General features: G+C 43.5%; 20 protein-coding genes. 8 read left to right on the top strand and 12 right to left on the bottom strand.

Translation table 11 applies throughout. From position 1 onward, the window contains the following. Window positions 1-10: 10 nt before the first annotated feature. Entirely contained in the window at window positions 11-1,249 is a 1,239-nt protein-coding gene (gene tig, locus G601_RS0100500) for a trigger factor (RefSeq protein ID WP_026664130.1), read from the bottom strand. Window positions 1,250-1,426: 177 nt separating this feature from the next. Here tig and G601_RS0100495 point away from each other — a divergent pair, with 177 nt between their 5' ends. Further along, window positions 1,427-1,903 carry a hypothetical protein gene (locus G601_RS0100495; protein WP_026492373.1) on the top strand — a complete coding sequence of 159 codons (477 nt, stop codon included), beginning with the start codon at window positions 1,427-1,429 and terminating at the stop codon, window positions 1,901-1,903. A gap of 75 nt (window positions 1,904-1,978) precedes the next feature. Here the strand turns inward: G601_RS0100495 and G601_RS21365 are convergent, their stop codons facing one another. Further along, complete coding sequence (locus G601_RS21365; RefSeq protein WP_035790132.1) at window positions 1,979-2,629, bottom strand: hypothetical protein; 651 nt, start codon at window positions 2,627-2,629, stop codon at window positions 1,979-1,981. A gap of 272 nt (window positions 2,630-2,901) precedes the next feature. On the opposite strand from G601_RS21365, the gene ispE reads away from it, so the two are divergent. Both ispE and G601_RS0100480 read left to right on the top strand, forming a co-directional pair. Beyond that, entirely contained in the window at window positions 2,902-3,774 is an 873-nt protein-coding gene (ispE, locus tag G601_RS0100485) for a 4-(cytidine 5'-diphospho)-2-C-methyl-D-erythritol kinase (RefSeq protein WP_330368779.1), read from the top strand. 25 nt (window positions 3,775-3,799) lie between these two features. Then, window positions 3,800-4,237, top strand: coding sequence for a DUF1934 domain-containing protein (locus G601_RS0100480; RefSeq protein ID WP_026664128.1), 438 nt, complete (start codon window positions 3,800-3,802; stop codon window positions 4,235-4,237). A 13-nt stretch (window positions 4,238-4,250) separates the two neighbouring features. Here G601_RS0100480 and G601_RS0100475 read toward each other — a convergent pair whose 3' ends face one another. The 3 genes from G601_RS0100475 to G601_RS0100465 form a co-directional block, all read right to left on the bottom strand. Next, window positions 4,251-5,156, bottom strand: a complete 906-nt coding sequence (locus G601_RS0100475) for a dihydroorotate dehydrogenase (protein ID WP_026664127.1) — start codon at window positions 5,154-5,156, stop codon at window positions 4,251-4,253. 65 nt (window positions 5,157-5,221) lie between these two features. Continuing rightward, window positions 5,222-6,013 carry a dihydroorotate dehydrogenase electron transfer subunit gene (locus tag G601_RS0100470; RefSeq protein WP_026664126.1) on the bottom strand — a complete coding sequence of 264 codons (792 nt, stop codon included), beginning with the start codon at window positions 6,011-6,013 and terminating at the stop codon, window positions 5,222-5,224. A gap of 27 nt (window positions 6,014-6,040) precedes the next feature. Further along, window positions 6,041-7,411, bottom strand: a complete 1,371-nt coding sequence (locus tag G601_RS0100465) for a dihydroorotase (RefSeq protein ID WP_026664125.1) — start codon at window positions 7,409-7,411, stop codon at window positions 6,041-6,043. Between the two features lie 122 nt (window positions 7,412-7,533). Between G601_RS0100465 and G601_RS0100460 the strand changes: the two genes are divergently transcribed. Further along, window positions 7,534-8,265, top strand: a complete 732-nt coding sequence (locus G601_RS0100460; RefSeq protein WP_026492367.1) for a lysophospholipid acyltransferase family protein — start codon at window positions 7,534-7,536, stop codon at window positions 8,263-8,265. 18 nt (window positions 8,266-8,283) lie between these two features. Here G601_RS0100460 and G601_RS0100455 read toward each other — a convergent pair whose 3' ends face one another. The 7 genes from G601_RS0100455 to G601_RS0100425 all read right to left on the bottom strand — a co-directional run bounded on the left by G601_RS0100455 (window position 8,284) and on the right by G601_RS0100425 (window position 20,253). After that, on the bottom strand, window positions 8,284-9,498 hold the full coding sequence (locus G601_RS0100455) for a D-alanine--D-alanine ligase family protein (protein WP_026664124.1): 1,215 nt from the start codon (window positions 9,496-9,498) through the stop codon (window positions 8,284-8,286). Between the two features lie 73 nt (window positions 9,499-9,571). Then, on the bottom strand, window positions 9,572-11,251 hold the full coding sequence (locus G601_RS0100450) for a DUF6020 family protein (protein ID WP_026664123.1): 1,680 nt from the start codon (window positions 11,249-11,251) through the stop codon (window positions 9,572-9,574). A gap of 34 nt (window positions 11,252-11,285) precedes the next feature. Beyond that, a complete protein-coding gene (locus G601_RS0100445) occupies window positions 11,286-12,944 on the bottom strand; it encodes a Mur ligase family protein (protein ID WP_026492364.1) in 1,659 nt (552 codons plus the stop codon). A gap of 10 nt (window positions 12,945-12,954) precedes the next feature. Continuing rightward, window positions 12,955-13,743: an alpha/beta fold hydrolase gene (locus G601_RS0100440; RefSeq protein WP_026664122.1), complete on the bottom strand. Its 789-nt coding sequence runs from the start codon at window positions 13,741-13,743 to the stop codon at window positions 12,955-12,957. 18 nt (window positions 13,744-13,761) lie between these two features. Beyond that, on the bottom strand, window positions 13,762-15,315 hold the full coding sequence (locus G601_RS0100435) for a glycoside hydrolase family 9 protein (protein ID WP_026664121.1): 1,554 nt from the start codon (window positions 15,313-15,315) through the stop codon (window positions 13,762-13,764). Between the two features lie 24 nt (window positions 15,316-15,339). Next, entirely contained in the window at window positions 15,340-17,637 is a 2,298-nt protein-coding gene (locus G601_RS0100430; protein WP_026664120.1) for a hydratase, read from the bottom strand. 135 nt (window positions 17,638-17,772) lie between these two features. Further along, entirely contained in the window at window positions 17,773-20,253 is a 2,481-nt protein-coding gene (locus tag G601_RS0100425; RefSeq protein WP_026492360.1) for a glycogen/starch/alpha-glucan phosphorylase, read from the bottom strand. A gap of 230 nt (window positions 20,254-20,483) precedes the next feature. Here G601_RS0100425 and G601_RS0100420 point away from each other — a divergent pair, with 230 nt between their 5' ends. The 4 genes from G601_RS0100420 to G601_RS0100405 all read left to right on the top strand — a co-directional run bounded on the left by G601_RS0100420 (window position 20,484) and on the right by G601_RS0100405 (window position 25,551). After that, window positions 20,484-21,764, top strand: coding sequence for a BMP family lipoprotein (locus G601_RS0100420; protein WP_330368778.1), 1,281 nt, complete (start codon window positions 20,484-20,486; stop codon window positions 21,762-21,764). Window positions 21,765-21,909: 145 nt separating this feature from the next. Then, on the top strand, window positions 21,910-23,445 hold the full coding sequence (locus tag G601_RS0100415; protein WP_026664118.1) for an ABC transporter ATP-binding protein: 1,536 nt from the start codon (window positions 21,910-21,912) through the stop codon (window positions 23,443-23,445). Between the two features lie 2 nt (window positions 23,446-23,447). Then, window positions 23,448-24,602, top strand: coding sequence for an ABC transporter permease (locus G601_RS0100410; RefSeq protein WP_026492357.1), 1,155 nt, complete (start codon window positions 23,448-23,450; stop codon window positions 24,600-24,602). Between the two features lie 4 nt (window positions 24,603-24,606). Beyond that, the gene (locus tag G601_RS0100405) at window positions 24,607-25,551 is read left to right on the top strand and encodes an ABC transporter permease (RefSeq protein ID WP_026492356.1); all 945 of its coding nucleotides are present in this window, start codon (window positions 24,607-24,609) and stop codon (window positions 25,549-25,551) included. The last annotated feature ends 48 nt before the right edge of the window (window positions 25,552-25,599 follow it).

Raw genomic sequence — 25,599 nt, 5'->3', positions numbered from 1 at the left:
ATTTATATGATTATTCAGCAGTATCTGCTGAATCTGCGCTTTCTGCCTCTTCTGTTTCTTCTGTGCTCTCGGTCTCTGTATTCTCTGTGCTCTCAGCTGCCTCTGCATCCTCTGTAGCATCTTCAGCAGGCTCAGTTACGTTTGCATTCTCACCAAGGAACTCGATAACCTTATTTGTAAGAAGATTCTCTTTGATATTCTCAACATCTACTGTCTTCTTGTAATCATCAAGGCTGGCAATTGCCTTACCCTCTTCTGCTGTTGCATTAGCATTTGACATATCAGACTCAAGCTTCTCATTAAGCTCGTCTTCAGTTACATCAATTCCCTCAAGCTTAGCGATAGCACCGAGCATAATGAACTGCTCTGCAAGCTCTACAGACTTATTATCAAGATAATCTGTCTGCTCTCCGGAGAAACCTTCCTGAGCCATCATCATTGAAAGAACCTGATCTGTTGTGTAGCTTGTGCCGTAATTTGCTGAATAATATGAAGCAACAAGGTCAGCCTGCTCTGTGTAAAGGCCCTTGAAACGATCAAGAGTAGCCTGAGGCGGCTGATTAAATGAACAATTAGCTGTTACTGCATCAAGGATCTTGGAATTGATCTCGTTCTTATACTGAGCCTGCTTATCCTCCATAAGTCTGTCCTTAAGATATGTCTTAAGCTCATCTATGGTTGATACATTCTCGATTCCAAGTGATGCTGCGTATGCATCGTCAAGGTCGGGCTTGATTTTGATGCCATTAACTTTTACTGTGAAAATTACATCTACGCCTGCAAGGTCTGTTGAGCTGTAGTTCTCGGGGAATGTAAGATTAAGATCCCTTGTCTCTCCTATAGCTGCGCCGATAAGACCGTCTTCAAAACCATCGATAAATGTATGTGAACCGATTGTAAGGTCATAACCTTCTGCTGTACCACCCTGAAATACTTCTCCGGTGTCAACTCTTTTTCCTGAATAATCAATATTAACTGTGTCGCCTTCCTGTACGGCTCTGTCTGTAACCTCAACAGTTGCCTTCATTGAAGAGCTGATATACTGCATGTACTGTTCAACCTCTTCATCACTTACTTCAGGTGATGCAACCTCTATATTAACTCCCTTATATTCTCCAAGTGTAACGTAATCATCAAGATTAAGATCCTTAAGATATGCTGCGTCCTTATTGTCTGCTGCCTTGGAACATCCGGCAAGCATTCCTGCTGCGACTACCACAGCGGAAACAGCCGCTAAAAATTTTCTCATAAGTATTTACTCCTTAGTGCTTTCTTAGATTAAAATAAACTTTTTTAATACTAGCACAGTTTATACTTATATTAAAGTATTTTTGTTGCCTACGTCTTAATTCAATGTTAAAATGGTCTTTGCGCAGCGATGGGCAAATCGGAATTAATTGTTATTTTTTTAGTTTGGAGGAATGTTTTGAATCCGGTATTAATCGTATTTTTAGTAATTATTGTTGTACTTACAATCGCACTTATAGTGCTCACAATTCTTGGTAAAAGGGCTCAGAAGCGTCAGGAAGAGCAGCAGGCTCAGATGGAGTCCATGAAGCAGAGTGTATCAATGCTCATCATTGACAAGAAGCGCATGAAGATCAATGAAGCAGGTCTTCCCTCTGCAGTATTGGAGAATACTCCCAAGCTTCTTAGACGTTCCAAGCTTCCGATCCTTAAGGTTAAGGTTGGTCCTCAGATCATGAACCTTGTATGTGATGAGAAGATTTTTGATTCTGTTCCTGTTAAAAAGGAAGTTAAGGCTGAGGTCAGCGGAATCTATGTTATCTCAGTAAAGGGAATCAGAGGCGGTAACGCAGCTCCTGAAAAAAAGAAGAAGGGCTTCTGGAAGGACCTTGTTGCTAAGGCTCAGGAGAAGGCAGGCGCTAAGCCGATTAAATAATTTTATATCAGTACATGAAATAAGGACTGTGAGCATTGCCCACAGTCCTTTAATATTACATATATTTAATTATACTCATGCCTCTATTTCACCGGTTTCTACAGGAGCCTGTGTCTGCTGGTTCTTAGCTGCCATATCATCAAATCCCTTCATGACTGCATCATAGGTCTGCTTTGATATATCAGGAAGCTCCTTTCCCCAGGTCTTTGTTGCTTCTTTGAAGCCCTTCTCAAATGCTGAACGCATATTTTCAATCTGATCGGGATCTCCACCTGTTAAAGCATTGGCAAAATCAAGGATACGCTGTGAGGTCTGCTTTACGCCCCAGTAGCCGTCCTCTGAAATCTCTTCCTGTGCCTTTTTCTTAGCTGCCTCATCAATCGTGAAATCGCCTGATGCAAGGAATGACCAGATATCATCAGCTTTTCCTATTGCAACACCCTGCTTACTCATCATCTTGGTTACAATATCCTGGAGCTGATTCTGTCTATCCTCAAGATCACTCTTAAGCATATTGATGACAGCTTCATTTTTTACATAAGTCTTGTTGGTCGACGATGCCGCAACATTATCCGATTTCTCATAAACCGCAGCCTTTTCTGTATCCTTTGCTTCAGCGGTCTTAGCTGTTTTCTCTTCAGCTTTTTCTTCTGTGGCTTTTGCGGTCGCAGTCGGCTCGTAATATGCGGTGGTCTGGTCTAAACCTGTAACTCCGTTTACGCCCATATGAACTCCTTTTCTACGCCAATTGATCTGACGCCGATACGACTGGTATGCCAAGGCATACTTACAGTATTACTCATCTTATTTATCGACTGTTTTCACCTTAACCTTAAGATTTTTATTTGATGTTTTCAATTAAATAATTATAAAATTTCCTATACAGTTCCCCATAATGCCGCCACTTATAAACATTTTATAAACTCCTACAGATTTCCGTTTTCACCTGATTTTATGCTATGATACAAACAGCCATATTAATAATGGAGGATAAAGATTTGTTAAAAAGAAAAGCATACGCAAAAATAAACTTAGGCCTTGATGTCATCGGTAGACGTAAGGACGGTTATCACCTTGTCAGAATGATAATGCAGAGCATTGATCTGTTTGATGAGCTCACCTTCACTGAGCGTGATGATAATAAAATAGTTATAGAAACTGCAGATCCCAGAATCCCCACAGATGAGCACAACCTTATATGGAAAGCCGCTGATCAGCTGAGGACTCATTGCCACGCTGAGGATAAGGGTGTTACCATCCACCTTGATAAGAACATTCCCATGGCTGCCGGCATGGCAGGCGGAAGTACCGACGCTGCAGCAACCTATGTTGCATTAAATGAGCTTTGGAATCTCTCCCTTAGCACTGACGAGCTATGTGCTCTCGCTGTAAAAAAGGGTGCGGACATTCCCTATTGTATTAAAGGTGGCACAGCACTTTCAGAGGGCATCGGCGAAGAGCTCACCAAGCTTAAGGACATGCCTTCCTGTCATATAGTTATCGCAAAGCCTCCGATTGATGTTTCAACTGCATGGGCTTATACAACCCTTGATTCTGCTCCAATCGAGAATCATCCCGACATCGACGGAATGGTAAATGCCATTGAGAATGAGGACCTTACAGGTATCACAGAACGCCTTGGCAATGTTCTTGAGCCCATAACCTCAGGAAGATATACCGTCATAGAGGATATCAGACAGATTCTTCTTTCCAATGGAGCTATGGGTGCCCGCATGAGTGGCAGCGGCCCTACAGTATTCGGGATTTTTGAAAACAAGAATCTTGCAGGCGCAGAGCACGCAGTAAATGAGCTCAGAAGCAGAGGCATTGCTCCCGAGCTGTTTATCACCACACCTTTAACTACAGACTAATAATCATAACTTCGCGAGGATATATATGGAAGGAACTATTAAGATCATCGGTGCTCACGATCACGGCGACGGTAAGCCTGAGATAATAAAAACCGAGCACAGAGCCCACTGCACACAGGATGGACTAAACTACATAATTACATTTTCCGAAAACGACAAAATCTCGGAGGCCCCTTCAGATGATTCATCCGCTAATGTAGGCAACAGGCTTGAAATAGGAGAAGGATATCTTCGCATGATGAAAACCGGAGATCTCTCCTCCGATCTTTACTTTCGTCTAGGCGAGATCTGGAACACCGATTACCAGACACCCTATGGCCTTATGAAAATGACAGCCATCACAAGGAATCTCATGATGGAGATAAGCTCAAAAAAAATATCCGCCCATGTGCAGTACGAACTGCAGATGGACGGAGAAAAAATCTCTGATTCAAAGGTTAGAGTTTCTTTTATTTTTGATTAAAGGCAGAAAAGCGTTAATCTACAGCACCGATCAGGTCATTGATATCGCTTATTCCCTGCTCTCTCATGTATCTTTCTATGCCCTCTACCACATTAAGTGTTGTGTAGGGGTCATGGAAGTTCATGGCACCGACAGCAACTCCAGTTGCTCCTGCCAGCATAAATTCAATTGCATCTTCTGCATTTGCGATTCCACCCATTCCAATTACAGGTATCTTTACCGCATGTGAAGCCTCATAAACCATGCGTACAGCCACTGGCTTAATTGCAGGACCTGAAAGGCCTCCTGTCTTATTTGCTATGGCAAATGTCTTTTTATAAATATCAATCTTCATACCGGTTATGGTATTTATAAGAGATATCGCATCTGAACCTGCTGCCTCTGCAGCCTTAGCCATCTCAGCGATGCTTGTGACATTGGGGCTGAGCTTCATGATAATGGGCTGCTTAGCGTGGTTCTTTATCTCCTTTGTGATCTCAAAAAGAGCCTTGGGATCCTGTCCGAAAGCTATTCCGCCTTCCTTTACGTTGGGGCAGGACACATTTATCTCCAGCATGTGAACGCCGTCCTGATCTGCAAGCTTATCTACCACGTCCACATAATCCTGGGTGCTCTTTCCGCACACATTTACTATTACCTTTGTATCAAAATCCTTAAGAAAGGGCAGATCCCTCTCTATCATAACGTCCACTCCGGGGTTCTGGAGTCCTATTGCATTCAGCATGCCTCCATAAACCTCAGCAACTCTGGGTGTGGGGTTTCCCGGCCACGGAACACTTGCAACACCCTTGGTCACTACTGCGCCAAGTCTGTTAAGATCAACAAATTCCGCATATTCCATTCCTGAGCCAAAGGTTCCTGAAGCTGTCATTACGGGGTTTTTGAAGGTTACCCCGGCTATATTTACTGATGTATTCATCCCATTCTCCTACTATTTATGATGCTTGTTGCATATATTCTCTGGTTTCCGCACTATCAAAAGCCTTAAAGCTCAAGCTCATCGGCATCGAATACCGGACCGTCTGTACAAATGCGAGCGTTGTTTACATGTGAGTGGTCATCAACATTTTTTGTTTTGCATATACATCCAAGGCAGGCTCCGACACCGCAGGCCATACGCTCCTCAAGACTAATATATGCCTTTGCGGATATCTCCTTTGCATAAGCTGCAACGCCGCGTAGCATGGGCATAGGTCCACAGGAAAAGATCACATCCGCTTCTATCTTATTTTCCCTGCAGGCATCTATTACATTACCCTTGGTTCCAACGCTTCCATCCTCTGTTGCTATATAAAGCTTTCCATATTTTTCAAACTCATCTGAAAGGAAGGTCTCGGAATTTCTATATCCCATAACCATGGATATTTCTGCTGCACAGCCATTCTCCTTCAGTTCCTTTGCAAGGCCAAGAAGGGGCGGTACACCTATTCCACCACCTATAATAAGAACCTTTTTTCCACTTGCCTTATCCACAGGGAACCCATTTCCCAAAATTCCCAGTATATCCACACAGTCTCCCGGTCTGTACAGGGCAAATTCTGCTGTTCCGCTTCCTGCTATTCTGTAAACTATGCGAAGTGTCTTCTCGGTTTTGTCATAGCCGCAGATACTTATGGGTCTTGGAAGAAGTGTCGATCTGTTAGAGGGATAGATTCCGATAAACTGTCCGGGACCTACATCCTCAGCAAGATCTGTCTTTAGCCTGAGATCCATTATTCCTTCTGCTAAGCTGCTTTGCGAAATTACTTCAGCCGATATCTTTTTCTTCTTGGACATTGGTATTTTCCTTTCACGTAATATGATTTATATATTGTAAACAACATTTCCACCGCATATGGTGAAATGAATCCTTCCGGGTAATTCCTCCCCTAAAAAAGGCGAATTCGAAGCCTTTGATGCAAATTCTTCAACCTTATAGGTCTCTTTTTCAGCGAAAATCACAAGATCAGCGGGGCCGCCTTCATATATTCTTCCGACAGGAAGTGCTTCTATAACATTCCTTCCGTCTGAGGATAATTCATCCCCGGGTACAAACGCATACAGTTCATATATGGCCGCAGGAAGACAGGTCATTCTGGAAAGCAGAGTCATCATATCCATGTGCCCCTTCTCCACGAGCTCCCTTATTCCAAGTCCGAGGGATGTCTCCAGCCCTATAATTCCGCTGGGAGCCTTCGTGATCTCCCTCTCCTTCTCCTCTTTTGTGTGGGGAGCGTGATCTGTCGCAATGGTCTCAATCGTTCCATCTGCTAATCCCTCGATGATCGCAAGTCTGTCGCTCTCTTTTCTAAGAGGCGGATTCATCTTGGCAAGGCTTCCGTATTTTGCTACTGCTTCATCTGTAAGTGTAAAGTGATGAGGCGTTGCTTCCGCATGGATTCCGGGATTGGTTTTCCTTGCCTCCCTTATCATATCCACAGCCTCTTTAGTACTTATATGCTGTATGGTAATGTGTGCGCCTGTTTCATTCGCCAGTGCTATATCTCTTTTTACCATAGCAATCTCGGCATCTCTTGGAGAGCCCTTTATTCCGAGCGCCCAAGCAGCTTCTCCGGCGTTAATTCCATTGTCAGTTATAAAGGAAGGATCCTCCTCGTGGAGACTCAACACCTTATTAAGGGCAGCTGCCTTCTCGCAGGCCTTCTTCATGATGCTCTCATCCATGAGAGGCTTACCGTCATCTGTAAAGAGAACTACGCCTTCATCCAGAAGGGCTTCCATATCAGTCAGCTCTTTTCCCTGCATTCCCTTTGTGATATTGGCACAGGTAAAAACTCTAATGCCGGTCTCAGCTCCTTTTTTGAGGGCATATCTTATTGTCTCAGGATTATCCAGTGAAGGATTGGTATTTCCCATCATCACAACAGAGGTAAATCCACCCTTCTTGGCAGCCTCTGCGCCGGTATGGATATCCTCCTTATCAGTAAAGCCGGGATCTCTGAAATGAACATGTGCGTCCACAAGTCCCGGAGCAACAATCATTCCTCCTGCATCAATCTCATCAAGTCTTGCCACTCCGCCTTCTGTATACATGGACGCAGCCTCAGCTGCCATGTCATCAAGTGTTCCGCAGTAGCCCACTTTGGCGATTCTTCCATTGTGAATGAGGACATCTCTGTATCCGTCAAGACCGCTTGCCGGGTCTATAAGTCGTCCGTTTTTAATCAGAAGCATTTTGATTTCCTTTTCCTGTATGTTTATTGTGGTATAATAATTATTTGTATGGATTTAAGGTTGATGAATATCTCCTGCAAAATCCGTATACATCATACTATAAATTTATCGGAGATTCATTCATGATACGTCTTATTTTAGTTTTTTTATTTTTGTTTATTTTCCTGCTCTGCAGCATACTTATTCAGTTTGTGCTCTGGATTGTAGGTAAATTTAACCTTGAAGCGAAAAAGACCGCCTCACTCCGCATAGTGAGCTGGGCCTTTAGATGTGTGGCTTTTCTCTCCGGCGCGAAGCTTACAGTCATCGGTGAGGAAAATGTTCCAAAGGACAAAGCAGTACTCTATGTTGGTAATCACAGAAGTTATTTTGATATAGTTCTTAGTTACTCAAGAGTTCCGAGACTCACAGGCTATATCGCCAAGAAGGAAATCCTCAAGGTTCCCGTTCTCTCCCAGTGGATGAGAAATATGGACTGTCTCTTCCTTGACAGATCCGATATCAGACAGGGACTGCAGGTTATCCTCTCCGCTATCGATAAGGTAAAAAACGGCATTTCAATTACCATCTATCCGGAAGGCACCAGAAACAAATCTGATGAGATGCTTCCGTTCCATAAGGGGAGCTTTAAAATAGCTCAGAAAACCGGATGCCCCATTGTTCCGATGACCATCAATAATTCAAATGCAATTTTTGAAGATCATCTTCCTTTTATCAAAAAATCTCATGTAGTTCTCGAGTACGGCGCTCCCATCTATATGGATCAGCTTGAGCCCGAGGACAAGAAAAATATCGAACTCTATTGTCACAAAATAATTCAGGATACATATGAAAAAAATAAGGCGTTGGTTTAACGCCTTATTTTTTATTAATCAAACTTTACTTCCCTTAGAGCCACCACCAAGCTTAACTCCCTCAAGAACGTTAGTCTCAAAAGAGAATACCAGCTTGTGATTCTCGCGGTCCTGTTTAATTGCTATATTAATCATGTCATCAAGAAGCTGTGAATACTTCTTGCCAAGGGGTTCCCAAAGATAGAAGGACAGTGATCCCGGAATTGTGTTTATCTCGTTGAGATAGATTTTTCCGGTCTCTTCATCAAGCATAAAGTCTATTCTGGAAACACCGCTGCAGCCAAGGCACTTAAATGCATCAACTGCCATCTTTCTAACTTCTGATCTCTGCTCATCTGTGATATCAGCAGGGATCTTTCTCTTAAGGCTGGCCATTCCCTTAGAACCACCGGTCTTAGCGCCACCTGACTTAGCTCCTTTAGCACCTGAGCCGCCAATATACTTATCCTCAAATGAAAGGATCTCATCTGAGTTGATGGGCTCCTCACACTCAGAAGCCTCCGCTTCCTCGTAATCACCAAGAACAGAGCAGTTGATCTCCTTGAGCTTAACGATAGCAGGCTCAACAAGGATCTTTCTTGAGAACTCAAATGCAAGCTCAAGAGCCTCTGTGAGCTCTTCTCTGTTACCAGCCTTGGAAATACCGATGCTTGAGCCAAGGTTGATAGGCTTTACAATAACGGGATACTTGAATGCGCCTTCGATTTTGTTCATAAGACCTTCAGCATCCTCATAATCTTTCCATGTATAGCACTTGCAGTCGAGAACGGAAATATCGTTGTCCTTAAGAACAGTTTTCATAACATACTTGTTCATTCCAACAGCTGAAGAAAGAACGTCACAGCCAACTACGGGAAGACCAAGTGTCTGAAGGTATCCTGTAAGAACACCATCCTCAACGTTTGTTCCGTGAACGATAGGAAAAGCGATATCTACGCTGGTAACCACGTTGTTACCAAACTTCTTCATGGGGTAGCGGACGAGATTGACCTTATTGCCATCCTTTATCCACACTACCTTTGTGCTCTTCTTAAGGAGTTCGGGAATATGTGTGTATTCCTCGATCTTATCCATATCTTCACCAATATAAAAATCATTCTCTTTAGTCATATAAACAGGAATGATATCGTACTTATCCCTGTTCATATATCCTATTGCCTGAATAGCAGAGATAATGGAAATCTCATGCTCTGTACTTTTACCGCCAAAGAGAACTGCAAGCTTTAACTTCAAAATAAACACTTCCTTTCAAATTGCTTCGACAAAAAATCATACATCAAAAAGTATAATCTTATCTGTGAAAAATTCAACTTCTTTTATAAAGAGGTCCCAAAAGCGCCACCACAAGAGGCGATGCAAATATAAGACAAAGCGCATATCTGCTGTAGTTCATGGGACTTACTACCAAAAACAGAACAGTAACAAAAAGTGGCAAAAGCACAATCAGCTCCGGCCTTTTTTTACCTTTTTCATCCTCAGCCTTATCCCTGATAACAAGTATATAGAACAGATACACCGGAATCCAGAAGGCATAGAGCACTGTCTGGAATATCCATTTTATCACAGGCATGATCGTAATCTGAAAATACAGCTCCGCTGCCTTTTCTCCAAATCTGCTGGGCACCAGGGAGTGAATCTCACCAAATATTCCTTTAGCCTTGGGAATATCACTAAATATCTGAATCCCTGCACCGGGCGCAAAGAAATATCCGCAGATTGAAAGCGTCGCCCTGAAATATACCACAGGATGCTTTATCCCCTGTCTTAGCCACATCTTAAGATACGCATTCATATCTTCTTTTGTGCAGTCGATTCGATAAGTATCCTTCACAGGATCCGTCACATTAAAGGTGAAATCCTTTTTTATTCTATCATAGTCTAAAACCGCATTTATGATTTCTTTATCTTCATCCGTAAGGTCTTCTTCCTTATCCCTTATAAGCCTTGCAGTCTGCTGGAAAAGTGTTCCGTAAAGCTCCTGCTTTCCTCCGGGAAAGATATTCATTGCAGGATATATTACCTTGGGGAAAACTATGAACCACACCACTGCGCAGCCAAGGGATACAAGCAGAATCTTAAGCCTGTTTTTGTCCTTTAAGAATAAAATTCCTATCGCTGTAAAGATAACCACAAATATTCCGGTGTTAAGGGTTACACACAGCATTATCTCTATCAAAAACAAAAGTGCAAAGGAGCCTGCAGGCTTTTCATCCCTGCCTGTAAAGTATCTGTACAGGACATAGATGAGAAGGATAAACAACAGACCGTGCATGGTATTCTTCAGCATGCAGATCATGTACATCGGAATAAAGGGCATAAACATGTAGAAAAGTCTCACCAGCTTTATTAGCTTACGTCCCTTATTTGTTTTAGCATTTTCATATATATCGCAGAGAATCCCGGATATAAGAAATGCTCCTGCTGCCATCTGACAGATAACATATATCAAAAAGCCAAGTGTGGCACTTCCCAGTAAGGTTCCGATCGCGATAAAAGCTGAAAAGATAAAGGTCGGAACTATTGGATGATGAGCATTTAGGAATACATTTACTGTCTTTTGTCCTTCAATAAACCCAAAGGGCACTGGACCTACACCGTCGAAAAGGTCATTCACCTGATTGACCGTATCGTAATTGGCAACTCCCGGAAGGAATACCAGAAGATACGGAAGCCAAGCTGCAAGCATAATAAGAGCCAGCTTAAGTCTTGGAAGTCTCTTTTCGCAGATCGCTGCTTCCTTACCTTTATCTTTATAGACAGCCCATATAATCCTTGTGGTCACATAGAATAAAACCGTGTACACCATAAACAGGATGACATATCTGGCAATATTATATTTACTGAAAAAAAGATGATCCATGATAGCATTCTGGTTGATCACCGTAATGAATGCCATAACGAGAGAAAAGGCAGCATCAAGTGTTACTGCCTTTTCTCCTTCGCCACAGATAGTCTTTTTTATTTCAAGACCTCTCTCCAGTTTCATGTTTCTTCCTTAATTATCCTCTATTGTGTAAGCATTACAGATAGTTATCCGGCAGATCATTTTCCAAAAGAATTACCTTGGGCTTACCTGCCTCCAGCTCGTACATCAGATCAGTAGCTTCTTTAAGCGCTTCCTTGACGAAAAGTCTGTCCTCTGAGAAGCCTGCTTCAAGAGCTCCTTCCTTGATGGGTCTTGTGTGGTCTGATCCCACAAGAATGATATAATCTGCTGCCTCGGCAGCCTGCTTACCAAATTCCTTGTTATATTCAGCTTCCTTGTCACCAAGCTCAACCATTCCGGGTGTTACAAGGATTCTTACGCTGTCCTCGAATTTAGAAAGTGTATCAAGGGCTCTCTTTGCACCCATCGGATTTGAGTTGTAAGCATCATCAATGATTGATACATTGCCATGCTTTTTCAGCTCCTGTCTGTGAGGTGCAGGAGTAATACGTCTTACCGCCATCTTCAGCTTGCTCATGGGAATTCCCATTGTGTGAGCCATGGCAATCGCACCTACAACATTTGTTACATTGTGCTCACCGAGAAGCTTCATTGAGAAGCTCTCTGTATCCCCGTTAGGAGCAGTAACCCTGAAGGATGCGCCGTCTGCTGTAAATCTGACCTCTGTTGCCCTATAGTCACAGCCCTCGCTGCAGCCGTACAGAACCACATTGTTGTGTCTGAGATTATCCTTAATTATCTCATTATCACCGTTTGCAAACTTAAGACCTTCGCTGCTCTTTTCCTGAACCGCATCAAAGAGCTCAAGCTTGGTATCAACAATATTTTCCATGGAATGGAAGGTCTCAAGGTGCTGAGGTCCAATGGATGTCAGCATACCGTCATCGGGATGAACGATATCTGTTATCTCCTTGATGTCATGCACATGTCTTGCTCCCATTTCACAGATGAAAATCTCATGCATAGGTGTGAGCTGCTCTCTGATAGTACGAACAACTCCCATCGGTGTATTGAAGCTCTCAGGTGTCATCAGAACCCTGAAGCCCTCTGAAAGAAGAGTCCAGAGGTAATACTTAACACTTGTCTTACCATAGCTTCCTGTAATACCGATGATCCTAAGTCCCGGATGCTCATTTAACATTCTCTGAGCATCATGGATAAACCAATCGTTTACCTTCTTCTCGATGGGCTTGTTTATCAGATTACAAAGCGCTGTAACAAGAGGAAGGAATCCCATGAAAACAGCAACAAGGAACATTGCTGTGAGCTTCTTGGGATTAGTCTCTATCGTGAAGTTAGAAACGCTGTTCTTAGAAGCAATAAATACACCTGCCAGTGTCTCTCCGCTTGTGTAATAGCACCAGCTTGATATTCCCCAGAAAATAAGGAATACTACCGCATAGGTTATGAAAAGTCGCTGAACTCTCTTGGTTACAACAAATTTCTTCTTTGCAGGCTTCGGCAGATACTGAAAAATAAGAAAGATCAAAAATACCAGGGATAAAATAGCAAAAGCCTTGCTGAGGCTGTTTCTGCCAAGTATTCCCAGAATAGCTGTCACAAATAAAAAGCCAACATGAAGTCCATACCTGTGGGGCTTTGACTTAAGATACCTGAAGTACCCCTGGAACTGGTAGGACGAAAGCTGCAGCATATGAGTATAGTGCCTAAGCCCCATAACCGTTGCTGCTATATAAGCCGCAATATATATAAAAAAGATTATTGTGTTCATATAAGGTTCCTCACATTTCTATTTTCAGGAAGCTTCCCAAAATCTTGTTGTACATATATTGATTCTCCAGGAAGGAGTAGTGACCAACTCCCGGTATAACCGCAAGACCTGCCTCCGGCATAAGCTTCTCCATCTGCTGCCCGTCAGAAAGAGGTGTTGCAGTATCCTGGTCTCCCCAGATAAGAAGAGCAGGCATTGTCACCTTGGGCATATATGGCGCAAGATCCTCATTTACAACCTTTACAAGGCTTGCCCTCATGATAGGAGTTGCAGCCGCATAGTCAGCTGAGCCGAATTTCTTCTGAAGACTCTCAAGGGTTCCCGGAAATGCCTTTGCAATTCCTGTCTTATTAAGAATTCCCTTGTAGAATTTATATCTCTTTGTCCTGCTGGACTGCTTACCTGACGGAACAGGCTTGATTCCCGCACTGTCAGTGAGAATAACCTTGGTAACCTTAAAGCCAAGCTCCTCCTCACTTTTCGTGCCGATCATCTTAATGATAACGCGTCCGCCCATGGAATGACCAAGAAGAATAACCTCCTTGTCATCCGGATAGAGTTTATTTATAAAATGAATCACGAAATCCACAAAGTCGCTTACTTCCCAGGGCTCAGTGGGCTCATCGCTCTTACCGAAGCCCGGCATGTCCATGCCGACAACGTGATACTTTTTGGAAGCAAATTTAAATATGCCATCAAAAAGGTCTACATTTGATCCCCATCCGTGAAGGAGAACCAGAAGCGTTCCCTGTCCCTCATCCCGATAATTTATTTTTAATCCATCTATTTCTGTATTCATTTAAGTTTTCCTGTCTCATCACTCCTTGATAACACTCAGCATGAAAATGAGCTTTGCGTTAAGAAGGGGCTGATTCATAATTCCTGTTCCTTCATCAGTGTCCAGATATGTGCGCTCAGTAGAGTCTGTCACATAGTTTACGGCCTCGGGATTTCTACCCATAAGGTAATGCGCATGGTTCTCGATGATGGTCGTATACTCATAATTATATATTATATGATCCGTTATTGTTATGGTTCTCATATCATCAAGGAGCTGTGCATGGTCCTCACTGGTAACCATAAACGCGGAGCTCCTTGCAGCATTAACGATTGCTGTGGTCTTTTTCATAAGGAGCTTCATTATCCTGGAGCATACATCCACATTTACCTTCTGGTTGGTGGAAATATAGGTAATAGCTCCAAGGAAAACATCCTCGTTTTCTGCAAAAAGCTGATCAAACTTACTTGATTCAAAGTTTGCAGTAAGCACCTGCTCATAATTGGAAGCGCCCGTTGCTCTGTAGAGCTGCGCTGCCGCATAAAAGCCCTCAGGCTTTTCCTTTACATTCTCAGTACCTGCATAAAGAGCATACGCCCTGTCTGCACACTTAAGACAGGTTGTGGCAAATCCCGAATCATAGCTCTGATATAAGTATCCAAAATCAGATAAAAGCGTTGCAAAGCTGATGGTCGCCTCCATAGTAATAGGCGTAACCTCAACATTTGCCTGCATAAGGTCAGTGTTTTCATCCATCACGGTGAGCGCAGAACCATAAACTCCTCCGGTGCGCTCATCCTGCATCTTCATGAGCCACTCAACCTCATATCTGACCTCATCCAAAAGATCCGGTATGCCGTTTCCGCTCTCAGGAATTCCCGAGTCATCGGTCACCACCTTGGAATTCATCTCATAGGCCAGAAGGAGATTCAGAGCTATCTTACAGCCGGTTACAACATCTCTGTCCGCCTGAGCATTGAGATGCCATCCTCCCGACACATCAATGGCCTTGGAAGGGTCCTCCTGCAAATGAGCCTCAGCCGTGTGACAGGCAGCATGAGCACTATCACCCGCCAAAGATTCCGAAACCGCAGTGCCGCATCTGTTCTTGTAATAGGTCTTGCATGCCTCATTAAAAATGTCATCATACAGATCATTCTGAATTCTGAATGCATAAGAGCTTCCTATTTTATCCGTATATATATAGTAGGTTCCGTCCTCTATCAAATCGGTAAAATAGCCTTCTTTTATTTCATCACCATCATCCGTGTGATTCGTGGTCCTCATCTGGCCTGTGTATTCAAGCTCATCATTCTCCGCGTTATACACATAAAAAACATCCGGCAGATCATTTCCTTTAAAAATTACGGATTTCTCTGCCCCGGTCCTATAGCCGTTCTGATCCACGAGTGCTCCAGGTACCATAACAGGAACTTCATAGACGACATTTGGAGCAGGCTCGCTCCCTTGCGCCTCCTGCTCCGGTGTTACACTTTCATTTTTAGCCGTTCCTCCACAGCCACAGGCAGTGATCGCCACTGCTGCAGCCATGCAAAGAGCCGGTATTCTTTTTTTATAAAAAGCTTTAAACATGATATTTATCTTATACCCTGCTTATTATTTCTTACCTGCGCGGTTGTAATTGATAAGACATCCGTCAAGGATAATCTCGCGCTCGTTATCTGTAAGGTCTCCGAGAGTCATTGTAAACTCCTTGAGCTTTCCATCTGATACAGCAACTGCCTTGATAGAATCTGCCTTGCTCTCAACCGCAGCTCTAACTCCGGGAAGGAAGATGTAATCAAGGTTCTTGAAGGGAAGATCACCCTTCTCAATTACAAGCGGAAGCATACCCCAGTTGATGAGGTTTGAACGATAACGCTTTGTAGCATACTCGTTAGCCACGTTAGCCCAGCCGCCAAGAACCTTCTGGCAGGAAGCTGCCTGCTCTCTCGCAGAACCGTCACCGGGTTTTACTGCGAAAATTGTGGAGCCGATTCCTGTATTCTTAGCATTAACATCAGGATACTCAGCCAAAAGAGCCTTAACTACGCCTGAGATCTCATCTCCCATTGCATCAAGAGCCACATCCTCACGTCTCTTGAGCTCATTAGCATAAACCTCTTTTGCGCGTCCTACGTATTCAGGATCCTTTCTTGAAAGAGTGAACTCTGCAAGTCCAAGAGGATTGGATCTGTAGGATGATGTCTCACCTGAAGGGATAAGCTCATCTGTAGTTGTTACAGGATCGTGAATCTCTGATACAACCTTAAGCAGAAGGTTATCTGTAAGTGCTTCCATCTTCGGCCAGTCCTTAATGTTGGGCCCAAACTGAAGCTCAACATTGCTGTCAGCAACTCCGTGTGAATCAAATACACGATTAGCATATATCTCCTTATCAAAGTGATAAGTATACTTATTAAACTTGCCGTCAAAAGCTGTTGCAGGAGTAAGAACACCCTGATTAGCAGCTGTTGCAGCAATTGATCTTGCGTCCATAAGAGCAACAGAAGCGATCTGACCGCTCTGAACCTTAGAACCTTCACGGTTAGGGAAGTTTCTTGTTGAGTGACGGATACTGAATGCGTTATTAGCAGGAGTATCACCGGCACCAAAGCAGGGTCCGCAGAAAGCTGTCTTTAAAATTGCACCTGTCTCAAGAATCTTGGCAGCTACGCCATTTTTAACTATTTCCATAAAGATAGGAGTAGAAGCAGGATATACGCTGAGTGTAAATCTGTCATTTCCTGTAAATCTTCCCTCAAGGATATCAGCAGCAGCACAGATATTCTCAAATCCGCCACCTGCACAGCCTGCGATTACACCCTGATCAACCATGAACTTACCGTTCTTGATCTTCTCCTTAAGTGAATACTGTACCTTATCTCCGAAGCTAACCTTAGCACGCTTCTCAACATCAGCTATGATGTCCTCAAGGTTGGCATTAACCTCCTCGATCTCATAGGTGTTGCTGGGATGGAAAGGCATAGCGATCATAGGCTTGATTGTAGAAAGATCAACCTCTACAACTCCGTCATAATAAGCAACATCGCCGGGTTTAAGCTCCTTGAAGTCTCCGCCTCTGCCGTGAGTATCATAGAAGCTCTTGATCTCATCATCTGTCTGCCAGATAGATGACAGGCAGGTAGTCTCTGTAGTCATAACATCAACACCAATACGGAAATCAGCGCTGAGGCTCTTAACACCGGGTCCTACGAACTCCATTACCTTGTTCTTTACATAGCCATCGCCAAATACCTTACCGATAATAGCAAGAGCCACGTCCTGAGGTCCTACGCCGTGCATAGGCTCGCCTGTAAGATAAATAGCGACAACCTCAGGCATGTTGATGTCATAGGTCTGGCTGAGAAGCTGCTTAACGAGCTCCGGTCCGCCTTCACCCATAGCCATGGTTCCAAGTGCACCATATCTGGTGTGGGAATCAGAACCAAGGATCATTCCGCCACCTGTTGCAAGCATCTCTCTTGCGAACTGGTGAATTACTGCCTGATGAGGGGGTACATAGATTCCGCCGTATTTCTGGGCAGCTGTAAGACCATACATATGGTCATCTTCATTTATAGTTCCACCTACTGCACAAAGTGAATTGTGGCAGTTGGTAAGTACATAAGGAATCGGGAATTTCTCAAGTCCTGACGCACGTGCGGTCTGAATAATACCTACATAAGTAATGTCATGGCTGGTAAGCTTATCAAATTTGATCTCAAGCTTCTCCATATTATCTGAAGTGTTGTGATTCTTCAGAATGCCATAAGCTATTGTGTTCTTCTTTGCTTCTGTCTTGTCTGTCTGCTTATTTGCTTTAGCCTGAACTGCATCTAATGCTCCGGCCCCATCCGGAATCAGTTCAGTACCATTAACCAAATATGCACCGCTATCATACGTCTTAACCATTAAACTCCTACCTTTCCAACAAATTATTAATCTACTCCCACGTATTGTACCATAAATCTCAAATTTGTTTATCCCAATTATGAAAAAAGCTGTGCGCAGGTCTCCCCACACACAGCCTCGTGATTATAAAACTATTTATACATTTGAAAGATCCAGTTTGTCAATGTGCCAAATCTCATCTACATACTCCTGAATGGTTCTGTCTGATGAGAACTTACCACATGAAGCAGTATTAAGAATAGCCATCTTAGCCCACTTCTTAGCATCTCTGTATGCCTCGGATATAGCACTCTGAGCCTCAATGTAGGATTCGAAATCCTTCAATATGAAATACTGATCCGCCTTATTTGAGTTGATTGTATTAAGAAGCGAATTGAACAGTGGTCTGAAAAGCTCTCTATCCTTAGAATATGTTCCATCAACAAGGTGATCCAGAGTTCTCTTTACATTAGGATCCTTGTCATAGATTTCTCCGGGATTATATCCGCCGTTCTTTTCATAGGCGATTACTTCCTCAGAGGTCAGACCGAAGATGAACATGTTCTCCTCACCAACCTCCTCGAGCATCTCAACGTTAGCACCGTCCAGAGTTCCGAGGGTGATGGCACCGTTCAGCATCATCTTCATGTTACCGGTTCCGGAAGCCTCCTTACTTGCTGTTGAAATCTGCTCGGAGATATCAGCTGCCGCAAAGATGAGCTCAGCATTTGAAACCTTGTAATCCTCTATAAATACAACCTTGAGCTTTCCATTAATGGAAGCATCATTATTAATAACATCTGCCACAGAGTTGATAAGCTTGATTGTCAGCTTAGCTGTCTGATATCCGGCTGCTGCCTTAGCTCCGAAAATATATGTCTTGGGAGTATACTCCATATCCGGATGGCTCTTCAGCATATCATAGATATACATAACATGAAGTATGTTGAGTAGCTGACGCTTATACTCATGAAGTCTCTTAACCTGGCAGTCGAAAATTGACTTGGGATCAACCTCTATTCCGTTGTGTTCCTTAATATAAGCTGCAAGACGCTTCTTGTTTTCATACTTGATCTCCATGAATTCCTTCTGCGCCTTCTTATCGTTAGCAAGACTCTTAAGGCCGCTGATAAGGGACAGATCTGTGATCCAGTCCTCTCCAACCTTCTCGGTTACCCAGTCTGCGAGTAAAGGATTTGCATGCATAAGGAAACGTCTCTGGGTAATTCCGTTGGTCTTGTTGTTGAACTTATCAGGATACATCTCGTAGAAGTCCCTGAGCTCTCTCTTTTTAAGGATCTCTGTATGAAGTCTTGCAACACCGTTTACAGAGTGTCCGCCAACGATTGCCAGATGAGCCATCTTTACCTGATTGTCATACAAAATAGCCATGCTGCGAATCTTGCCCTGAACATCAATGCTGGGAAGATTTGAGTACTGACGCATGATCTGATCCACAAATCTTCTGTTGATCTCATCAACAATCTGATAGATTCTGGGAAGAAGTCTCTGGAAGAGATCAATAGGCCACTTCTCAAGAGCCTCAGCCATAATTGTATGGTTTGTGTAGCAGCAGGTCTTCATTGTTACGTCCCATGCAGTATCCCAGGGAAGATAATATTCATCCATGAGAAGTCGCATAAGCTCTGCAACCGCTACTGTCGGGTGTGTATCATTAAGCTGGAAAACAGCCTTTTCATAGAATTTGGTTATATCGTCATGGCGACGAAGGTATCTCTTTAAAGCTGTCTGAACTGAAGCAGAAATAAAGAAGTACTGCTGCTTAAGTCGAAGTTCCTTACCTGCTATGTGGTTATCGTTGGGGTAAAGCACCTCACAAAGCTGACTTGCAAGGTTCTCCTGCTCAACAGCCTTCTGATAATCACCCTTATCGAAGGAATCAAGCTCGAAGCAGTTAACAGGCTCTGCATCCCATATTCTAAGAGTATCAACAACGCCGTTGCCATATCCTACTACAGGAAGATCATAGGGAATAGCCCTAACAGAATGATAGCCCTCCTGTCTGAAAATGTTGCGGCCTCTGTCATCAACAAATACATTTACGTATCCGCCAAACTTAACTTCCTTTGCATATTCAGGACGTCTAAGCTCGAAGGGATTACCGAACTCAAGCCAGTTATCCGGCACCTCTACCTGATAACCATCCTTGATCTTCTGCTTAAACATTCCATATTTATAGCGGATACCACAGCCATATGCCATGTATCCCAATGATGCCAGGGAATCAAGGAAACATGCAGCAAGTCTTCCAAGACCACCGTTACCAAGAGCCGGATCCGGTTCCTGATCCTCAACAACGTTGATATCTACGCCCAGCTCATCCAAAGCTTCCTTTACCGGCTTGTATGCCTGAAGGTTTATTAAGTTGTTACCAAGGGCACGTCCCATCAGGAATTCCATGGACATGTAGTAGACAATCTTTGGATCCTGTTCGTTCGCAGCCTTCTGCGTAGTCATCCAATGATCAACGATTGCATCCTTTATTGCATAAGCAGATGCCTGGAAGATTTCTTGCGGAGTAGCCTCCTCAATATTTTTTCGATAAAGTGTTTTTACATTATATAAAACACTCCTCTTAAAAAGTTCTTTGTCAAAAGATAATTTTTTTCTTTTCATGACTTCCCTCCTCATGGAAAAGTACAGATACTAGTTTATTATAACGTAATTCCGCATATATCTCTACCCAAAAAATATTATAGAAATATAAAGCCTATGGCAAAAGCCACAAAAAAATGCTTTATATCTTGTGAAAAAATTAATAAATGATTATAATCTGTATAGATTGTGTGGTTAATTCTGCGCAATGATTCTAATGTTTATTTAATAAAGAAAGGGAGACAAACATTATGAAGAAGTTAATGGCTATGATGCTTACTGCATCACTCACATTCAGCCTTGTTGCTTGTGGCGGTTCTTCAACCGGTGCTGACAACACAGCTGACACTGCTGTAGAAGAGACTTCTACTGAAGAGGCTGCTACAGAGGAGACAACTGAAGAGGCTACTGAGGAAGCTTCAACTGAGGAAGCTACTGAGGAGTCTACAGAAGAAGCTACTGAGGAAGCTGCTGATGAGACAGCTACAGAGGCTTCAGGCGACTACAAGATCGCTATGATCACAGATTCAGGTGACATCACAGATATGTCATTCAACCAGACAACCTATGAGGCTTCAAAGGCATTCGCTGAGGCTCAGGGTGTTGACTATCAGTACTACAAGCCCACAGAGGATTCTGACGAGGCTCGTATCGCAGCATTTGATAACGCTGTTTCTGACGGTTACAACGTAATCGTAGTTCCCGGATATCTTTTCGCAGGCATGATCGCTTCTTGCGCAGAGGAGAACCCTGATGTTACAATCATCGCTCTTGACTGCTCAGAGGGTGACTTCGAAGGCGCTGGCATGACAGAGCTTCCTTCAAACGTATGCTCATTCACATACCAGGAAGAGCTTGCTGGTTACATGGCTGGTTATGCTGTAGTTAAGGAAGGCTACACAAAGCTTGGTTTCCTTGGCGGTATGGCAGTTCCTGCAGTTATCCGTTATGGTTTTGGTTTCGTTCAGGGTGCTAACGATGCTGCAAAGGATCTTGGCAACGCTGCTGACGTAGAAGTTAACTATGTATACGGCGGACAGTTCTTCGGTGACGAGTCTGTTACAGCTGTTATGGATACATGGTACCAGGGTGGCACAGAGATCGTATTCGCTTGCGGCGGCGGTATCTTCACATCAGCTGGTGAGGCTGCTAAGAAGGCAGGCGGCAAGGTTGTTGGTGTTGACGTTGACCAGTCTGGCACAATCGATGGTCTTTACGGCGACGGCATCTGCGTAACATCTGCTATGAAGGGTCTTGCTGCAACAGTTAACTCAACTCTTACAGACCTCTTCGCAGGTAAGTGGGATTCTTACGCTGGTAAGATCGAGAACCTTGGTCTTGTATCAGGTGATGATCCGACTCTCAACTATGTACAGCTTCCTACAGAAACATGGTCAATGAAGAAGTTCACAGTTGATGATTACAAGGCACTTGTTGCTTCTATGTATGCAGGTGATGTAACAGTTTCCAGCGATATCGAGGCTATGCCTGAGACAGAGATCACTGTTAACGAGTTTGACAACATCCACTAATCATAAATAACTCCAAAAGCGCTTTCCTTTTATAAGGAAGGCGCTTTTTTTACGCCCTAAAAAATGATAAACTAGAAGACAAAGAACGAATTCCCAAAGGAATTCATGTTTTTTGTGCAATAAAATACAGAAAGGTGTGCTATTTATGGAAGATTATGTAATTGAAATGTTGCATATCACAAAAGAATTCCCTGGCATCATAGCTAATGATGATATAACACTGCAGCTTAAGCGCGGGGAAATCCATGCACTTTTGGGGGAGAACGGTGCCGGTAAATCCACACTTATGAGTGTACTTTTCGGTCACTACACACCTGAAAAGGGTGTAATCAAAAAAGATGGCAAGGAAGTTAAAATTGCCAATCCTAACGATGCCACAGCTCTCGGTATCGGAATGGTTCACCAGCACTTCATGCTGGTAGATATTTTCTCAGTTTTAGATAACATTATTCTTGGTTCAGAGCCAAGTAAGATGGGCTTTTTGACTAAAGCTGAAGCAAAGAAGAAGGTTCTTGACCTGTCAAACAAGTACAATCTGAAGGTCGATCCCGATGCTCTAATCGAAGACATTACTGTAGGAATGCAGCAGAGAGTTGAGATTCTCAAGATGCTTTACAGAGATAATGAGATTCTCATTTTTGACGAGCCTACAGCAGTTCTTACACCTCAGGAAATTGACGAACTCATGAAGATCATGAAGAATCTCGCTGCCGAGGGTAAGTCCATTCTTTTCATAACTCATAAGCTCAATGAGATTATGGAGGTTGCTGACCGCTGCTCAATCCTCAGAAAAGGTAAATATATCGGAACTGTTGATGTTAAGAACACCACAAAGGAAGAGCTCTCTTCCATGATGGTAGGTCGTAACGTCAAGTTTGCTGTTGATAAGGATGAAGCTAAGCCTGCAGAAGAAGTTCTGAAGGTTGAAAACGTATGCGTTAAGAGTAAGCTCCATTCCAACGACTCTGTTCACAACGTTTCCTTTAACGTACGCGCAGGCGAAATCGTTTGTATCGCAGGTATCGACGGAAACGGTCAGACAGAATTTGTCGGAGCACTCACAGGTCTTGATGATATCGCCAGCGGTAAGATCACTCTCTGCGGTGAGGATATCACCAATAAGTCAATCCGCTATAAGAACACACATGGCATGAGCCATATTCCTGAGGACAGACATAAGCACGGTCTGGTTCTCGACTATACTCTTGAAGAGAACATGATTCTCCAGCGCTATTTTGAGCCCGCTTTTTCCAAGAACGGTCTTCTTAAAAAGGCTGAGATGAGAAAGTACTCAGACAGGCTTGCCAAGGCTTTTGATGTCCGTTCAGGTCAGGGTGCTACCACTGTTGTCAGAGCAATGTCCGGTGGTAACCAGCAGAAAGCCATCATCGCCCGTGAGATGGACCGCGATCACAAGCTTCTTATAGCTGTTCAGCCTACAAGAGGTCTTGATGTCGGCGCTATCGAAACAATCCACGAAGAAATCGTTAAGGAGCGAGATGCAGGTAATGCCATTCTTCTGGTATCCCTCGAGCTCGATGAAGTAATGAATCTTTCAGACAGAATTTTAGTTATGTATGAAGGCGAGATCGTTGGAGAGGTTAATCCCAAGACAACTACTCTTCAGGAACTTGGTCTTTATATGTCAGGCGCTAAGCGCGACACCAGAAAGGAGGCATAAGCGTGGAAGAAAAAACAAGTCTTTTAAGAAAACCCGGTTTTCAGACACTGCTTGCATCCATCGTATGCGCAATACTCGGAATATTACTGGGATATGTCATTTTGCTTCTCATGAACCCGGCTCACGCTTCTGAAGGAATGTTTGCCATCCTTCGTAACTTCTTCAAGTTCGCCGGCAATCAGAAAAAGCTCATGAGCGCCATGGGATCCGTACTTGTAAAGTCCGTTCCCGTAATACTTTGTGCAGAAGCCATTCTTTTTGCATACAAAACAGGTCTTTTCAACATCGGATGTGCCGGACAGTATACTGTTGGTATCATCGCCAGCCTTTATACAGCTCTGGCTCTTCATTGGAACTGGCTGCTCTGTATCCTGGCTGCATTCCTTGCAGGTGCCCTTTGGGGATGCATCTGCGGATTCTTCAAGGCTTATTGCAATGTAAACGAAGTTATCGCAGGTATCATGCTTAACTGGATAGCCCTATATATATGTAACATCATTTTGGGCGATAAGAAGGTTATGAACACCACAAAATCCGAGACCTTTGCAGTTAAGGATGCCAGCCTTCTTCCTTCTTTCCTCAGCGAGTTCTTTGGAAAGAATAAGTACATTACCATTGCTGTTCCGCTTACAATTCTCATTGCTATTGGAATTCTTTTCATTCTCGGCAAGACAACTTTCGGCTATGAGCTCAAGGCTACAGGTCACAGCAAGGACGCTGCTAAATACGCCGGAATGAACGCAAAGAGAAACATCATCCTCAGCCTTGTTATTTCCGGTGCTATTTCCGGTATGGCTGCTGGTCTCTACTACCTGACAGGTATTGAGCATTACAAGATTTCATCCTCTGTTCCCGGAATGGGATTCTCTGGAATTGCAGTTGCATTCCTCGGTGGTCTTCATCCTATAGGAACAATTTTCGCAGGTCTGTTCGTAACCTACATCACACAGGGTGGTCAGTACCTCAATACAAACTATTACAACCCTCAGGTTGCAGATCTTATGATCGCTATTATCATCTATCTGTGCGGCTTTGTTCTTTTCTTCAGAAAGCTCATGACAAAGCCTGTAAGCAAGCTTGGAACTTCTTCTAATGCTAACGCAGAAGATACAAATAAAACTGCCGAAGACAAAGCGGCTGATAAGAAGGAGGTGTAAGAATATGGCATTACTTATTCAGTACACACTTATTTTCTCCGCTGTTTTGATCCTGGTAGCACTTGGCGGTATGTTCTCTGAGCGAAGCGGTATCATCAACCTCGGACTTGAAGGAATCATGGTATTCGGCGCTATGGCCGGAGCTATGGTAATGGTTCTCCTTCCTGCCGATGCATCCAAGTTCACTATCGTGTCTCTGACACTTATAGCTGCTGCTTTAGCCGGAATGGCATCATCACTTCTTATAGCTGTTGCCTGCATTCATTTCAATGCTGACCAGACCCTTATCGGTACTGCTCTGAACATGCTTGCTACTGCATCAGCAACCGTTATTGTTAAAGCATTTAATACATCCAGATCAAACGGAACTGATTTCTCAGCAAAGCTTGACTATGTAAGAGGTCACGATGCATTCATGTTCAGCATTGGACCGGTTCAGCTCTCCTGGTTCGTAGTAGTAGCTGCAATACTTCTTGTTATTGCAATCGTAATGTTCTACAAGACAAAGTTTGCTTTAAGACTTCGTGCCTGCGGTGAGCATCCTCAGGCTGCAGAATCCGTTGGTATCAGCGTATATGCCATGAGATATTCAGGCGTTATCATTTCCGGTTTCCTTGCAGGAATCGGTGGTATCATTTATATCGCTGCTGCTAACTCAACCTGGCACTTCGATTACGGTGTTGCAGGTGCAGGTTTCCTCTCTCTGGCTGTTATGATCTTCGGTCAGTGGAAGCCTGAGAGAATCGCATGGTCTGCTGTACTGTTCGCAGTATTCAGATCCTTATCAAATGTATATATGGGAATTGGAATCCTTCATGCACTGCCTATTTCAGGTACTGTATACAACATAATGCCTTATGTAATTTCACTCCTCGTTCTTGCATTCACATCCAAGAACTCCAGAGCTCCTAAGGCAGAAGGTATCCCCTACGATAAGGGACAAAGATAAAAACTTTATGCTTATCCCGGCTGTGTCGTAGACCTGGCCGGGATATAT

The organism is Butyrivibrio sp. FC2001, from assembly GCF_000424125.1.
GTDB lineage: Bacteria > Bacillota > Clostridia > Lachnospirales > Lachnospiraceae > Butyrivibrio.
Note: the sequence above shows the minus strand (reverse complement) of the source record. Positions and strands in the feature narration are given on the sequence as shown.

Coding starts and splice junctions, on each gene's coding strand:
- G601_RS0100465 (WP_026664125.1), bottom strand. CDS start 7,411: ATGCTTCTGATTAAAAACGGACGACTTATAGACCCGGCAAGCGGTCTT.
- G601_RS0100445 (WP_026492364.1), bottom strand. CDS start 12,944: ATGAACACAATAATCTTTTTTATATATATTGCGGCTTATATAGCAGCA.
- G601_RS0100470 (WP_026664126.1), bottom strand. CDS start 6,013: ATGTCCAAGAAGAAAAAGATATCGGCTGAAGTAATTTCGCAAAGCAGC.
- G601_RS0100475 (WP_026664127.1), bottom strand. CDS start 5,156: ATGAATACATCAGTAAATATAGCCGGGGTAACCTTCAAAAACCCCGTA.
- G601_RS0100450 (WP_026664123.1), bottom strand. CDS start 11,251: ATGAAACTGGAGAGAGGTCTTGAAATAAAAAAGACTATCTGTGGCGAA.
- G601_RS0100480 (WP_026664128.1), top strand. CDS start 3,800: ATGGAAGGAACTATTAAGATCATCGGTGCTCACGATCACGGCGACGGT.
- G601_RS0100405 (WP_026492356.1), top strand. CDS start 24,607: ATGGCATTACTTATTCAGTACACACTTATTTTCTCCGCTGTTTTGATC.
- G601_RS0100420 (WP_330368778.1), top strand. CDS start 20,484: ATGAAGAAGTTAATGGCTATGATGCTTACTGCATCACTCACATTCAGC.
- G601_RS0100425 (WP_026492360.1), bottom strand. CDS start 20,253: ATGAAAAGAAAAAAATTATCTTTTGACAAAGAACTTTTTAAGAGGAGT.
- G601_RS0100415 (WP_026664118.1), top strand. CDS start 21,910: ATGGAAGATTATGTAATTGAAATGTTGCATATCACAAAAGAATTCCCT.
- G601_RS0100460 (WP_026492367.1), top strand. CDS start 7,534: ATGATACGTCTTATTTTAGTTTTTTTATTTTTGTTTATTTTCCTGCTC.
- G601_RS21365 (WP_035790132.1), bottom strand. CDS start 2,629: ATGGGCGTAAACGGAGTTACAGGTTTAGACCAGACCACCGCATATTAC.
- G601_RS0100435 (WP_026664121.1), bottom strand. CDS start 15,315: ATGTTTAAAGCTTTTTATAAAAAAAGAATACCGGCTCTTTGCATGGCT.
- G601_RS0100430 (WP_026664120.1), bottom strand. CDS start 17,637: ATGGTTAAGACGTATGATAGCGGTGCATATTTGGTTAATGGTACTGAA.
- tig (WP_026664130.1), bottom strand. CDS start 1,249: ATGAGAAAATTTTTAGCGGCTGTTTCCGCTGTGGTAGTCGCAGCAGGA.
- G601_RS0100440 (WP_026664122.1), bottom strand. CDS start 13,743: ATGAATACAGAAATAGATGGATTAAAAATAAATTATCGGGATGAGGGA.